The sequence below is a fragment of the Youngimonas ophiurae (nom. illeg.) genome, assembly GCF_049803795.1.
Taxonomy (GTDB): Bacteria; Pseudomonadota; Alphaproteobacteria; order Rhodobacterales; family Rhodobacteraceae; genus Thalassobius.
Window position 1 is genome coordinate 215,305 of record NZ_JBNAGJ010000001.1, and the last position, 12,247, is coordinate 227,551.

Annotated in this window: 15 protein-coding genes and 2 tRNA genes; 13 read left to right on the top strand and 4 right to left on the bottom strand. The window is 61.1% G+C overall.

The window, feature by feature from the left end; translation table 11 throughout:
- Positions 1-90 precede the first annotated feature (90 nt).
- Positions 91-498, top strand: a complete 408-nt coding sequence (locus ACP15O_RS01105) for a hypothetical protein (protein ID WP_425094189.1) — start codon at positions 91-93, stop codon at positions 496-498.
- Positions 498-1,001 (top strand): anthrone oxygenase family protein, encoded by a 504-nt coding sequence (locus tag ACP15O_RS01110; protein WP_425094190.1) that lies wholly within the window; start codon positions 498-500, stop codon positions 999-1,001. The genes ACP15O_RS01105 and ACP15O_RS01110 overlap by 1 nt, the downstream gene beginning before the upstream one ends.
- 91 nt (positions 1,002-1,092) lie before the next feature.
- On the opposite strand, the gene ACP15O_RS01115 is transcribed toward ACP15O_RS01110, so the two are convergent.
- A tRNA-Thr gene (locus ACP15O_RS01115) sits at positions 1,093-1,167 on the bottom strand.
- Between the two features lie 116 nt (positions 1,168-1,283).
- On the opposite strand from ACP15O_RS01115, the gene ACP15O_RS01120 reads away from it, so the two are divergent.
- The 10 genes from ACP15O_RS01120 (at position 1,284) to ACP15O_RS01165 (ending at position 7,709) form a co-directional block, all read left to right on the top strand.
- Positions 1,284-1,436 carry a hypothetical protein gene (locus tag ACP15O_RS01120; protein ID WP_425094191.1) on the top strand — a complete coding sequence of 51 codons (153 nt, stop codon included), beginning with the start codon at positions 1,284-1,286 and terminating at the stop codon, positions 1,434-1,436.
- Positions 1,436-2,707: a UDP-N-acetylglucosamine 1-carboxyvinyltransferase gene (gene murA, locus ACP15O_RS01125; RefSeq protein WP_425094192.1), complete on the top strand. Its 1,272-nt coding sequence runs from the start codon at positions 1,436-1,438 to the stop codon at positions 2,705-2,707. The genes ACP15O_RS01120 and murA overlap by 1 nt, the downstream gene beginning before the upstream one ends.
- Complete coding sequence (locus ACP15O_RS01130; RefSeq protein ID WP_425094193.1) at positions 2,704-3,174, top strand: DUF2948 family protein; 471 nt, start codon at positions 2,704-2,706, stop codon at positions 3,172-3,174. Before murA ends, ACP15O_RS01130 begins: the two co-directional genes overlap by 4 nt.
- 137 nt (positions 3,175-3,311) lie before the next feature.
- Complete coding sequence (gene hisD, locus ACP15O_RS01135) at positions 3,312-4,613, top strand: histidinol dehydrogenase (RefSeq protein WP_425094194.1); 1,302 nt, start codon at positions 3,312-3,314, stop codon at positions 4,611-4,613.
- 10 nt (positions 4,614-4,623) lie between these two features.
- Positions 4,624-5,103 (top strand): UPF0262 family protein, encoded by a 480-nt coding sequence (locus ACP15O_RS01140; protein ID WP_425094195.1) that lies wholly within the window; start codon positions 4,624-4,626, stop codon positions 5,101-5,103.
- Between the two features lie 5 nt (positions 5,104-5,108).
- Complete coding sequence (locus tag ACP15O_RS01145) at positions 5,109-5,567, top strand: arsenate-mycothiol transferase ArsC (RefSeq protein ID WP_425094196.1); 459 nt, start codon at positions 5,109-5,111, stop codon at positions 5,565-5,567.
- A gap of 149 nt (positions 5,568-5,716) precedes the next feature.
- Positions 5,717-5,935 carry a translation initiation factor IF-1 gene (gene infA / locus ACP15O_RS01150; protein ID WP_224826370.1) on the top strand — a complete coding sequence of 73 codons (219 nt, stop codon included), beginning with the start codon at positions 5,717-5,719 and terminating at the stop codon, positions 5,933-5,935.
- Complete coding sequence (locus tag ACP15O_RS01155; RefSeq protein WP_425094197.1) at positions 5,936-6,511, top strand: Maf family protein; 576 nt, start codon at positions 5,936-5,938, stop codon at positions 6,509-6,511.
- The gene (locus tag ACP15O_RS01160; RefSeq protein ID WP_425094198.1) at positions 6,508-7,530 is read left to right on the top strand and encodes a ribonuclease E/G; all 1,023 of its coding nucleotides are present in this window, start codon (positions 6,508-6,510) and stop codon (positions 7,528-7,530) included. Before ACP15O_RS01155 ends, ACP15O_RS01160 begins: the two co-directional genes overlap by 4 nt.
- Positions 7,527-7,709, top strand: a complete 183-nt coding sequence (locus tag ACP15O_RS01165; RefSeq protein WP_425094199.1) for a DNA gyrase inhibitor YacG — start codon at positions 7,527-7,529, stop codon at positions 7,707-7,709. Before ACP15O_RS01160 ends, ACP15O_RS01165 begins: the two co-directional genes overlap by 4 nt.
- Here ACP15O_RS01165 and ACP15O_RS01170 read toward each other — a convergent pair.
- On the bottom strand, positions 7,706-8,950 hold the full coding sequence (locus ACP15O_RS01170) for a cytochrome P450 (protein ID WP_425094200.1): 1,245 nt from the start codon (positions 8,948-8,950) through the stop codon (positions 7,706-7,708). The genes ACP15O_RS01165 and ACP15O_RS01170 overlap by 4 nt on opposite strands.
- A 185-nt stretch (positions 8,951-9,135) precedes the next feature.
- On the opposite strand from ACP15O_RS01170, the gene ACP15O_RS01175 reads away from it, so the two are divergent.
- Positions 9,136-9,210 (top strand) — tRNA-Phe (locus ACP15O_RS01175).
- Positions 9,211-9,331: 121 nt separating this feature from the next.
- On the opposite strand, the gene ACP15O_RS01180 is transcribed toward ACP15O_RS01175, so the two are convergent.
- Both ACP15O_RS01180 and ACP15O_RS01185 read right to left on the bottom strand, forming a co-directional pair.
- Positions 9,332-10,303, bottom strand: coding sequence for a type I restriction-modification system subunit M (locus ACP15O_RS01180; RefSeq protein WP_425094201.1), 972 nt, complete (start codon positions 10,301-10,303; stop codon positions 9,332-9,334).
- Between the two features lie 105 nt (positions 10,304-10,408).
- On the bottom strand, positions 10,409-11,998 hold the full coding sequence (locus ACP15O_RS01185; protein ID WP_425094202.1) for an ABC transporter substrate-binding protein: 1,590 nt from the start codon (positions 11,996-11,998) through the stop codon (positions 10,409-10,411).
- Positions 11,999-12,247 lie beyond the last annotated feature (249 nt).

The following is a 12,247-nucleotide window of genomic DNA, read 5'->3' on the forward strand; positions in this document are numbered from 1 at the left end:
CTGAGTGTCCTATCGTGGTTGACAGAAGGCGTAACCCATATTACGGATATGTGCAACCGTAACGTCAATTACGCTTTAAGGAGAAAAGATATGACACACCCTGACCGTCCTGCGCTGGCCGCTTTGGCGACATTGATCCTGCTACAGGCGATCATGCTTTCGGCGCTTTATGCTGGCATTCGGCCGCATCCGCCGGTGGCGACGCCCCTGTTTGGTATTGCTCCGTTTCTTGGGGCTTCGATGTCGGTTGCGCTGTCTGCGATGATTGTGCGGCCATTAGAGAGCCCGGCCGGGCGCAGCCTGAGCGTGCTGGCTGCCGTGATGGCACTGGTGTCCTTCGGGCCGCAAAAATACTTCGATGCGCAGTTTGCCCTGATCTGGCCGGCGGTGATCCTGGGGCAGGTGGCCGCGCTGGTGATCTTTGCCCAGATTCTGAAGGCCGTGCGTTTCAAGGCGCAGCCCGGACAGATTGACCGCCAGATCGCGGGACAAGCCTGATGGGGCGCCTGCTTATGCCGATGTCGATGCTCTCGTTGCTGAGCATCGGTGCCATTTTCGGGTTCTTCTATGCCTGGGTCTGTTCGACCATGTGGGGGCTGGATATGGCCGATTCCGGGGTTGCGATTACAGCAATGCAGGCCATGAATGCTTCGGTTCGGAACCCGGTTTTCTTTCCCGCTTTCTTTCTGACGCCGGTCATTCTGGCCCTGACCGGGGGGCTTGCGCTGCGTCTGGGCAGGAGGCGCGCGGGCGTGTTGTTTCTTATGGGGGGTGGGCTTTATTTTGGGGGCGCATTGCTGGTGACCGTCATGGTGAACGTGCCCATGAACGAAGCTCTTGCTCTGGTCGAGCTGCCTGCGGACGAGCTGGCCGCGGCCGAGGTCTGGCAGGCCTATTCGACCCCGTGGCAGTTCTGGAACATGCTCAGGACGATTGCCAGCGGGGGAGCGCTGATCCTGACGGGTCTGGCCATCTATGGTCTGAATCCGGAGAAAGGGTAGGCGCCCTCGGAACCCCGGATGCACATTGCCGGAAGGGTGCACGCCATCGAACCGGGTAAGGTGCAGCTAAGTAATATCATGTCAGAGAAGATGGTGCTGCTGGAGAGAATTGAACTCTCGACCTCTCCCTTACCAAGGGAGTGCTCTACCTCTGAGCTACAGCAGCGCCGTTTTCGTGCCGTCCGGTGTTGCCCGTCCGACCGTGGAGCGCTGATTAGCCCTAAATGAATCGGTACGCAAGCCCATCTGGACGGTTTTTTTTACCTCATGTAGAACAAGCGCATGGAGCAGAAAACACCCGGCAAGAAACAACCGAAAAAACCCACCTCTCGCGAGGACAGGTTGAAGGCAGCGCTAAAGGCCAATATGGGCCGACGCAAGGCGCAGGCGCGTGCGCGCAATGCGGCAGATCAGAAAAACGAAGGGCAGGACTGATGGATTCGATTATTGTGACGGGCAATGGCCCGCTGAACGGCAGCATTCCGATTGCCGGGGCGAAAAACGCCTGCCTGACTCTGATGCCGGCCACTTTGCTAAGCGAAGAGCCGCTGACCCTGACCAATGCACCCCGTCTGAGCGACATCCGCACCATGACCACGCTGTTGCAGTCATTGGGGGCCGAGGTGACCTCGATGCAGGATGGCAAGGTGCTGGCCATGTCCAGCCATGACCTGAACAATCTGACCGCCGATTATGACATCGTGCGGAAAATGCGGGCCTCGATCCTGGTGTTGGGGCCGATGCTGGCGCGGGCAGGGCAGGCGGTTGTGTCGCTGCCTGGCGGCTGTGCCATTGGCGCGCGGCCCGTCGATTTGCACCTGAAGGCATTGGAGGCGATGGGCGCCGAGCTGGACCTGCGCGACGGCTATGTTCATGCCAAGGCCCCCGCTGGCGGGCTGCGCGGCGGGGTGGTGGATTTCCCCTTTGCCTCGGTTGGGGCCACGGAAAATGCGTTGATGGCGGCGACTTTGGCCAAGGGCACCACCGTTCTGAACAACGCCGCGCGCGAGCCCGAGATCGTCGATCTGGCCGATTGCCTGCGCAAAATGGGCGCGCAGATTGACGGCGACGGCACCAGCACGATCACCATTCAGGGCGTGGATCGTCTGGGCGGGGCCACGCACCCGGTGGTCACCGACCGGATCGAGCTGGGCACCTATATGCTGGCTCCGGCCATCTGCGGCGGCGAGGTGCTGCTGGAAGGCGGACGGCTGAGCCTGGTCGAATCCTTTGTGGAAAAACTGGACGCGGCGGGCGTGGGGGTGACCCAAACGCCCGCGGGGCTGTTGGTGAAAAACCGCGGCGACCGGGTGAAGGCCGTGGACGTCACAACCGAGCCCTTCCCCGGTTTCCCCACCGATTTGCAGGCGCAGATGATGGCGCTGCTGTGCACGGCCCAGGGCACCTCGGTTCTGGAAGAGAAGATTTTCGAGAACCGCTTTATGCATGCGCCCGAACTGACCCGGATGGGCGCGCGGATCGAGGTACATGGCGGCACGGCCACCGTGACGGGGGTTGAACGTCTGAAGGGCGCGCCGGTGATGGCGACGGACCTGCGGGCCAGCGTGTCGCTGATCCTGGCGGGGCTGGCCGCTGAAGGGGAAACCATCGTGAACCGCGTCTATCATCTGGATCGCGGCTATGAGCGGGTCGAGGAAAAGCTGGGCAATGTGGGGGCCCGGATCGAACGGGTAAAAGGCCAATGACCGAGGACGCACGTTTCGAGGACGGCCGCGAGGCCCCGCTGAATCTGGGCGCGCTGGATGGCGATGATTTGCAGGTTATTTCAGCGCTGGTGCAGGATGCGGTGTTTCCGGCCTCGGAAATGCGCTGGTTGCCCAGGGAGCGCCGGTTTGTGCTGCTATTGAACCGATTCCGCTGGGAGGACGCGGGCCGCGAGCGCCACGGGGCCGAGCGGGTGCAATCGGTTCTGGCCTTTGAAAACGTGTTGAAGGTGGCCTCGACCGGGGTGCCGCGCGGGGATGCGGATACGATCCTGTCGGTGCTGGCACTGGAATGGACCGAAGGGGAGGCACCTTCGGGGGTGCTTGAGGTGACGCTGGCCGGGGATGGGGCGATCCGGCTGGAACTGGAGGCGCTGGAGGTGGTGCTGAAGGATGTGACGCGCCCGTATCGTGCGCCGTCGGGGGCAGTGCCGGGGCATCAGGGCTGAGGCAGAGGGGCGTTGCCCCTCTCGAGCGGCCGCTGTGCGGCGTCCGCTCTCACTCCCCGAGTATTGGGGGAGCAAAGAAGCGGGCTTGAGGATGGGGGCATTGGCGGATATGTCGAATGCAACTGCCCGGAGGGACCATGCCTGTATTTTTGAATGCTTCTGACGCTGATTTCGAGAACGCCTTTCAGGCCCTTTTGGGGGCCAAGCGGGAGGATAGCCCGGATGTGGATCATGTGGTGGCCGGGATCATTGCGGATGTGCGCGCGCGCGGGGATGCCGCTGTTCTGGAACTGACGGCCAAGTTCGACCGATTGGAGCTGACGGCGGAGAGCCTGCGGTTTTCCGAGGCCGAGATTGATGCGCTGGTGGCGCAGGTGCCTGTGCATGAGCGGGAGGCTTTGGAATTGGCGGCGGCGCGGATTCGGGCCTATCACGAACGTCAGATGCCGCAGGATGCCTATTGGACGGACGAAAGCGGGGCCGAGCTGGGCTGGCGCTGGACGCCGGTGTCGGCGGCGGGGCTCTATGTGCCGGGCGGGTTGGCGTCCTATCCGTCTTCGGTGTTGATGAATGCGATCCCGGCGAAAGTGGCGGGGGTTGAGCGTTTGGCCATTGTGGTGCCGACGCCGGATGGGGTGGCCAATCCGCTGGTGTTGCTGGCCGCGCGCCTGGCCGGGGTGGATGAGGTGTACCGGATCGGGGGGGCTCAGGCTGTGGCGGCTTTGGCTTATGGAACCGAGACGATTGCGCCGGTGGATAAGATCACCGGGCCGGGGAATGCCTTTGTGGCGGCGGCCAAGCGGCGGGTTTTCGGTAAGGTGGGGATCGACATGATCGCCGGGCCGTCCGAGATTCTGGTGATTGCGGATGCGGATAATGACCCGGACTGGATCGCGCTGGATATGCTGAGCCAGGCCGAGCATGACGAGAGCGCTCAGGCGATTTTGGTGACGGACAGCCCGGCCATGGCCAAGGCGGTTGAGGTAGCGATTGACCGGCATCTGCTGACCCTGGAGCGGCGCGAGATCGCCGGGGCCAGCTGGCGCGATTTCGGCGCGGTGATCCTGGTGGAGGACCTGGACCGGGCGGCGGAATTGTCGAACCGCGTGGCGCCCGAACATCTGGAGCTGTGCGTGGCCGATCCGGATGCTCTGGTCGAAAAGATTACTCATGCGGGGGCGATTTTCCTGGGGCATTGGACGCCCGAGGCGATCGGCGATTATGTCGGCGGGCCGAACCATGTGCTGCCGACGGCGCGGTCAGCTCGGTTTTCATCCGGTCTGAGCGTGATGGATTTTGTCAAACGCACAACACTTGCCAAAATGACGCCGGGCGCGTTGCGTGCGATTGGACCTGCGGCGGAAACTCTGGCAATTTCCGAAAGTCTGGAGGCGCACGGATTGTCCGTCCGCGCCCGCCTGAACCATCTGAACGAGTGAGGACGAGCCCATGTCCCGGATCAGCCATATCGAGCTGGACGACAGCAATCTTCCGGCCCCCACGCCGGAAATTCAGCAAGAGCGCAAGGTCGCGATCTTTGATTTGCTTGAGGAGAACTCGTTCGATCTGCCCAAACGCGATGAGCGCGCGGTGCCCGAGGGGCCGTTCCGTCTGGGCCTGTCCATCCGTGAAAAACGTCTGGTGTTCGATATCCAGACCGAAGCGTGCGAAAAGGTGGCCGAATTCCACCTGAGCCTGTCGCCCTTCCGGCAGGTGGTCAAGGATTACTGGGCCATCTGCGAAAGCTATTTCGACGCGGTCAAGAACCTGCCGCCCGGCCAGATCGAAACCATCGACATGGCCCGGCGCGGTATTCATAATGAAGGCGCCAGGATCCTTCAGGAACGCCTGGAAGGTAAGGCCGAGGTGGATACCGATACCTCGCGCCGCCTGTTCACCCTGATCTGTGTGTTGCATTTCGGAGCCTGATCCCCGTGGTCCAGCCTTTGCCTCAGTCGATACTGTTCTGTTGCGATCACAACGCTGTCCGCTCGCCCATGGCCGAGGGGATTATGAAAAAGTATTACGGCACAGGCACTTATGTGCAATCTGTCGGGGTGATGGGAGATCTGGAGATCGACGGGTTTGCCATTGCCGTCTGTCAGGAACTGGGGGTCGAGCTGTCACGCCACAGGGCGCGCAGCTTTGAGCAGCTGGAAGAATGGGGCGACGCGCTGTCCTCGTTCGATCTGATCGTGGCCCTGTCCCCGGCCAGCCGCGAGATGGCCACGCAGCTGACCCGCATCTATCATCTGGATGTCGAATACTGGCCGATCATGGACCCCACCGGCCAGGGCGAGGGACGCGAGGCCAAGCTGGTGGCGTACCGGCAGGCGCGCGATCAGATTGCCGAAAACCTGGTGACACGCTGGGGCCCGCCGCAACAGGGCTAGGGCTGCCATATGGGCGCAAACCCCGGTTCGGGGCCGCCGAAGGGCGTTTGGACTTAGTTTCCCCCAGATTCCTCTTGAAAATCCGGCGAAATAGGCCCATCTAACGCCCGTCCCGCATCTGAGGCGGGACTCTTAAATCAGGAGAGAACATGGCCAAGGAAGAACTGCTCGAATTCCCCGGTGTCGTGAAGGAACTCCTGCCGAATGCGACATTCCTGGTCGAGCTGGAAAACGGCCATACCATCATCGCACATACGGCAGGCAAGATGCGCAAAAACCGCATCCGCGTTCTGGCTGGCGACAAGGTTCAGGTGGAAATGACCCCCTACGATCTGTCCAAGGGGCGGATCAACTATCGCTTTAAATAAGTGCGTCTGATCCTGGGATCAGGCAGCCCGCGGCGCAAAGAGCTGCTGGCGCAGATCGGGGTTGTGGCGGATGACATCCGCCCGCCCGATATAGACGAGACCCCCCATAAGAACGAATTGCCGCGCCCCTATTGTGCGCGCATGGCCCGTGAAAAGGTGCAGGCCGTCACGGCGGATGCGGGTGACGTGGTGCTGTGCGCCGATACCACCGTGGCTCTGGGTCGGCGGATCATGGGCAAACCTGCGGATGCGGGCGAAGCGGCCCAGTTCCTGCTGGCCATGTCCGGGCGCCGTCACCGGGTGATCACCGCCGTGGCCGTGCGCCGGGGCGATCGTCTGTGGGAACGCGACGTGGTGACGGACGTCAAGATGAAGCGCCTGTCCGATGAAGAACTAAACGCCTATCTGGCCACCAATGATTGGCAGGGCAAGGCGGGCGGCTATGGTATTCAGGGGCCTGCGGGGGCGCTGATCCCGTGGATTCAGGGCTCGTTCACTGCCGTGGTGGGGCTGCCCGTCGCGGAAACCGCCGGGCTGCTGCAAGCGGCGGGCTACCCGGTATGGAGACAGACATGAAGGGCCGTCAGATTATTCTGGATCACATTCAGGGGCGCGAGGCTGCGGCTCTTCTGGTGGATGGCCGGCTGGAGGATCTGCTGATCGACAGCGATCAGCCGCGCGTTGGCGCGATCTACCGCGCCGTGGCCGAACGTCCGATGAAAGGGCAGGGGGGGCTGTTCGTGTCCACCCCCGACGGCAAGGCGTTCCTGCGGCAGGTCAAGGGCATCGCGCCGGGCGACCGGCTGTTGGTGCAGGTCACCGGCTATGCCGAACCCGGCAAGGCGATCCCCGTCACCACGCGCGTTCTGTTCAAAAGCCGTTATGCCATCGTCACCCCCGGCGCGCCGGGGCTGAACATCAGCCGTCAGATCAAAGACGATGACCTGCGCGACGAGCTGACCGGCATTGCCCGCGCGGTGTTTCAGGGCGAAGATACGGGTCTGATCCTGCGCTCGTCCTGCGCGGGGGCTGACCCCGAGGAAATCGCCGAGGATGTCGCCGCGATGGCCGATCTGGCCGCCGCCGTGACGGCCGACACCGAGGGCGAGATCGAAAAACTGACCGAGGGCGACGGCCCGCACGATCAGGCCTGGCGTGAATGGGCCGATCCGGCCGACATTATCACCACCCCCGGCGGGTTCGAGGATCACGGCGTGCTGGAACGGATCGACGCGCTGCAATCGCCTCTGGTGACGCTTTCGGGCGGGGCCTCGATGTATGTCGAACCCACGCGCGCGCTGGTGGCGGTGGATGTGAACACGGGGCGTGACAGCTCGCCTGCGGCTGCGCTGAAGGCCAATATCGCCGCTGCGCGCGACCTGCCGCGCCAGTTGCGTCTGCGAGGCCTTGGCGGGCAGATCACGCTGGACGTGGCCCCCATGCCCAAAAAGGATCGCCGCGCGTTCGAATTGTCGGTGAAATCCGCCTTCCGCGCCGATTCCATTGACACCGTGCTGGCCGGCTGGACGCCTCTGGGCCATTATGAACTGCAACGCAAACGGGATCGGCTGCCCCTGCCCGAGGTGCTGACATGACCTGTCCGATTTGCCGCAAAGAGACCGTGCAAAAATACCGTCCCTTCTGTTCCAAACGCTGCGCGGATGTGGATCTGGCCAAGTGGTTGGGCGGCGATTACGCGGTGCCCTCGCGCGATCCCGAGGACATTGAAAAGGCGATCGAGGCCACCGAAGAGGCCCTGCGCAAACCGCACTAAGGCACCAATCGGGCGGGCAGGGCGCTGTAGCCCCGAAACCGCATCCGCCCGCCGTTCACGCGGCCCGGCAGGATTTGGTAGTTCGGGAAACGGTCCAGCAGGGCTTGGATGGCAATGCGCCCCTCCAGCCGCGCCAGCGTCAGTCCCACGCAGACATGAGGCCCGCCTGCAAAGGCCAGGTGACGGTTGGGTTTCCGAGCAATATCAAAGCGTTCAGGGGTCTCAAATGCGGCCGGGTCGCGGTTCGCCGCGCCAATGCACAGATGCAGATTGGTGCCCGCAGGGATTTTCAACCCGTCGATTTCCACCTCGGCTGTGGTTTCGCGATTGCCCAGCTGGTTGGGGGATCGGTAGCGCAGCATTTCCTCGATTGCGGGGGTGATCAGGGCAGGATTATCCTGCAGGCGCTGCCTTTGATCGGGGTGGTCATGTAGCAAGGCCAGCCCGTTGCCGATCAGGTTCGTCGTCGTCTCATGGCCGGCATTCAGAATGAACACACAGTTCTGGATCAGCTCTGTCTCGGTCAGGGTGTCGCCATTTGTATCGCCGTCGATCAACCGCGTCAGCACGTCGGTTTCCGGGTCGCCCGGACGGGCGCGGCGGCGGGCGATCAGATCGGTTAGATAGGCGCTGAACTCGGCGACGGCGCGGTGCCCTTCGGCTAGCTGCTCGTCTGTCAGGGACGGCTCTAACGCCCCCAGAATGGCCAGCGACCAGTCGCGCAGGGGCGCGCGTTCCTCCATCGGAACATCCAGCAGATTGCCGATGATCTGGATCGGAATGGACGAGGCGAAATCCGCGATCAGGTCCACATGGTCACGGCCGGCCATCCGGTCCAGCAGGTGATCCACGGTCGTGCGCAGCCCCGGCTCCATCCGTGCAATCGCCCGCGGAGCCAGCGCCGAGGTCATGATCCCGCGCACCCGCGTATGCAGCGGCGGATCGTTAAACACCAGTGACGTCGTGTGATGTTCGAACAGGGGCGATCCGACCCCGAATTTGGGCCCGAAACTGGCCCGTTTGCCCGAGGAATACAGCGCCGTGTCTTTGTAAATCCGCTCCAAATCCGCATGGCGCGACAGCAGAACCGAGCCATCATCCTGCGGTAAAACCGGCGCGTATTTGAGCAGGGCATCGTAATAGTCAAAGGGCGTTTCCACGAAATCCAAAGGCGGCGCGGCCAGCTGAAATTCCATGGCCGCCTGGCGCAGCTTTGTCGTCTGATCAAGCACTTGCGACATTGTTCCTCCCTCTCTCCCGTTGGGGATGCTAGCAGCAGAACGCACGTCCTGTCAGGTCTCAATCAGCGGTTCGATTGAGCGCTGCCCGAGGGGCGTATTTTTTCACAGGTTTTTTGAAAATCCCTCTGGACACTCCACACGCTTCCGCCTAGAACGCCTCCACCCGAACGCAAGCGTTCACCCGTGCCCGGGTAGCTCAGGGGTAGAGCAGTGGATTGAAAATCCTCGTGTCGGTGGTTCGATTCCGCCCCCGGGCACCACTTTCCTTGATTTTACTAGCTTTTTTCCGCCCGGAGGGGGCAATTGAGGGGCCGAATCGCACTTGGCGCTTTCTCGGCAAGCCATTCTTCTGGTAATCGCGACGATAGGCGGGGACTGGAGTCAGTCCGGTAGTTTTGGGAGTCCAAGCTCGTCAAGGAACTTATTATGACGTTGCCGAGCCTCTTTCGCCTTTGCAGAAGATAAAACTAAACGCTCGTGCACTTCCGCTAGATCGATTTTCTTCTCGGGCTTTGCAGTGCTCACATATCTTGAGATGTTGAGATTATAGCCGTTTTTTTCGATTTCCTCCATCGAAACTCGGCGTGCATAGCGCTCGATCTTCTCCGGCCTCTCTCTGTACGTTGTCAGGATTTCTTCAATGTCGTTGGTGTTTTCGTCTTGCCTCAGAAAGTTCTGTTTTTTGCCTTTGCCGTAGCGCTCGCTCGCATTGATGAACAGTACATCATCTGGCTGCTTACACTTCTTGAGGACTAAGATGCACACAGGGATGCCGGTTGAGTAGAAGAGGTTGGAAGGAAGCCCAATGACGGTATCGATATGTCCGTCTTGCAAGAGTTTGCGACGAATTCCTTCCTCCGCTCCACTACGAAACAAGACCCCATGCGGTAGGATGATTGCCATCGTGCCTTCATCCTTGAGAAAGTGAAACCCATGCAAAAGGAAAGCAAAGTCCGCTGCTGATTTAGGTGCAAGGCCACCGTAGCTTTTGAACCGAACATCCTCCTTCAAAGCGTCCGTGTGGTCCCAGCGGAGGCTAAAGGGCGGGTTCGCAACAACCGCGTCGAATTTCATCTTTTTAGCTGGGTTGGCTTCGCTAAGCATCTCCCAATCATTCTTGAGTGTGTCTCCGTGGAAAATCTCAAATTCGCTGTCGCTCATGCCGTGCAACAACATGTTCATTCGTGCGAGGTTGTAGGTCGTAATGTTGCTTTCTTGACCGTAGATTCTACCAATTCCTCGGTCGCCCATTTTGCTACGAACATTGAGCAACAACGAGCCGGAACCGCAGGCCATATCCAAGACGCTGGCAAGATAGTTCTTCTTCCCAGCGGCTGGATTTTGGCTGTCCAATGAGACGATGCGTTCTCAAGGGCTGTGCGCGTCTGTTGCTTGGTGGCAACGGAAAATGCGTCTGGCACACCAAAGCCTGCGACCTTGGAATGCCGAGCTGCCCTGTTACGCAGGTGTCAACGAAATCTGCCGATCCGTGGAGTTTGCGATCAGGTCGGGGTCGTGGCTGACGAGGAGCACGGCGATGCCGTTTTCTCGCGCGAGGTCTGTCAGAAAGTCCATGACCTCGCGCTGTGTCAGCGGGTCGAGGCGGGAGGTCGGCTCATCTGCGAAGAGGAATACGGGATCGAGCAGAAGCGCCCGAGCCATGGACAGCCGCTGGAGCTCCCCTCCCGACACCTCATCCGGTTTGCGATCAAGCAGAGCAGGCTCAGGCGCGGTGCCTGCGGCCATTGCCTTGACCTTGGCCGTGAAGTCCTCATTGGTCCAACCCATGGCACCCCAGTCCCCACCGGGCGCGTAGTCTTGGAGCAGGGTGCCGACCGGATTGGGGATCAGCGCAAAGTTCCGTGCAAACAGCGCGGTGGAGAGGGTCCCGTCGTTGTGTTTCGCGGGGATCTCTGAGAAGTTCGTCGAATTGATAACCGGCTTTGCGCCGACTGCGGCAAAAGCCTGTTCAAGCACCGCAGCCACCAGCGGCAATTCGGGGCGGTCGGGATAGGTCAGGATTTCAATCTCCATCGCCTTGCCGTCACGTTCGAGCACGCCTTCCGCATTCGCTGTCCATCCCGCGTCAGCCAGCGCGACCTTGGCGGCCTTGGGGTCAAAGGTCAGCGGCGAGAGGGTGTCGTCATGCCATTCGGCCATTCCGGGGGGGAACATCTGGGTCGCGCCGGTATCATACCGGAGCACGGCCTTGGCGATGCCCGCGCGGTCGATGGCCAGCGACAGCGCCTTGCGGGTGTCGATGTCAAACGTCTCGCCATTGACCTTCAGCATCAGAACGCGCGGGATCGCAGTGGACTCCACGTTCAGGCCTTGAGCCCCCTTGAGCCGTGTGAAAGACGCAGGATCGAGCGAGAGCGTGATATCTGCATCACCGGACTCCGCCATCAAGGCACGGGTCTCGGCGCGGCTAACGCCGTGGTAGGCTGCCTTGGCAATCGCAGCCGTCTTGCCCCAGTAGCCCTCATAGGCCTCGACCAGCATTTTGGTCGGAGGCGAGAACTCCGTGATGCGATAGGGGCCGGTTGCGATGACCTTGGTCACTTTGCCATCCTCGATCGAAGACGGTGCAATGATGGCCGAGCGGTATTCAACCAGCATGGCAGGCAGCATCGCAAAGGGGGCGGAGAGGGTCATGATCACAGCCTGGCCTTCACCCGTGATCTCCGTGATCGGGGTCTTGGCAAGCAGCCCGCCGTTATCCCGTGACCAGTTCAGCGCCGCGGCGATAGCAGCCGCGTCCATTGCGCTGCCATCGTGGAAAGTGACGCCCTCACGCAGGGTGAAGGTCCATGTCAGCCCGTCTTCGGATACGGTCCAGTCAGTGGCGAGACCGGGAATCAAAGTGCCGTCGGCTTGGGCATCGACCAAGGTTTCCGCGACGTCCATTTTCAACAAAATGTTGCCCGAGGTGATCGGGTCAGCGCCTTTGATCTCGAACGGGGCAACAACATCGAGGACTTTGTCTGCGGCAAAAACGGGCAAAGCGCTGCTGGCCAGCAGCGCGGCGAGGGTCAGGGAACGGATCAATTGGCTCTCCTTGGTCGATTGATGCGAGTGAAAGGCTTTGCTTTCAGTCTATGTGCGGATTGTTATGTGGCTGGGGCATGCTTTGGGGGCATACGTTGCTACAGCGTGCATATTTATTACGTTATATCATAACTTTCGCAAGGAGCTTTTCCCCACCGGAAGTGCTTCCTGCCATTTAGGAGCGGTGCTTGCAGGACAGTCATAGGGATACTGGCCCACTGCTCGTCTTGATGTGGAAACGGCGTCTCA

Coding starts and splice junctions, on each gene's coding strand:
- ACP15O_RS01105 (WP_425094189.1), top strand. CDS start 91: ATGACACACCCTGACCGTCCTGCGCTGGCCGCTTTGGCGACATTGATC.
- ACP15O_RS01110 (WP_425094190.1), top strand. CDS start 498: ATGGGGCGCCTGCTTATGCCGATGTCGATGCTCTCGTTGCTGAGCATC.
- ACP15O_RS01120 (WP_425094191.1), top strand. CDS start 1,284: ATGGAGCAGAAAACACCCGGCAAGAAACAACCGAAAAAACCCACCTCT.
- murA (WP_425094192.1), top strand. CDS start 1,436: ATGGATTCGATTATTGTGACGGGCAATGGCCCGCTGAACGGCAGCATT.
- ACP15O_RS01130 (WP_425094193.1), top strand. CDS start 2,704: ATGACCGAGGACGCACGTTTCGAGGACGGCCGCGAGGCCCCGCTGAAT.
- hisD (WP_425094194.1), top strand. CDS start 3,312: ATGCCTGTATTTTTGAATGCTTCTGACGCTGATTTCGAGAACGCCTTT.
- ACP15O_RS01140 (WP_425094195.1), top strand. CDS start 4,624: ATGTCCCGGATCAGCCATATCGAGCTGGACGACAGCAATCTTCCGGCC.
- infA (WP_224826370.1), top strand. CDS start 5,717: ATGGCCAAGGAAGAACTGCTCGAATTCCCCGGTGTCGTGAAGGAACTC.
- ACP15O_RS01160 (WP_425094198.1), top strand. CDS start 6,508: ATGAAGGGCCGTCAGATTATTCTGGATCACATTCAGGGGCGCGAGGCT.
- ACP15O_RS01165 (WP_425094199.1), top strand. CDS start 7,527: ATGACCTGTCCGATTTGCCGCAAAGAGACCGTGCAAAAATACCGTCCC.
- ACP15O_RS01170 (WP_425094200.1), bottom strand. CDS start 8,950: ATGTCGCAAGTGCTTGATCAGACGACAAAGCTGCGCCAGGCGGCCATG.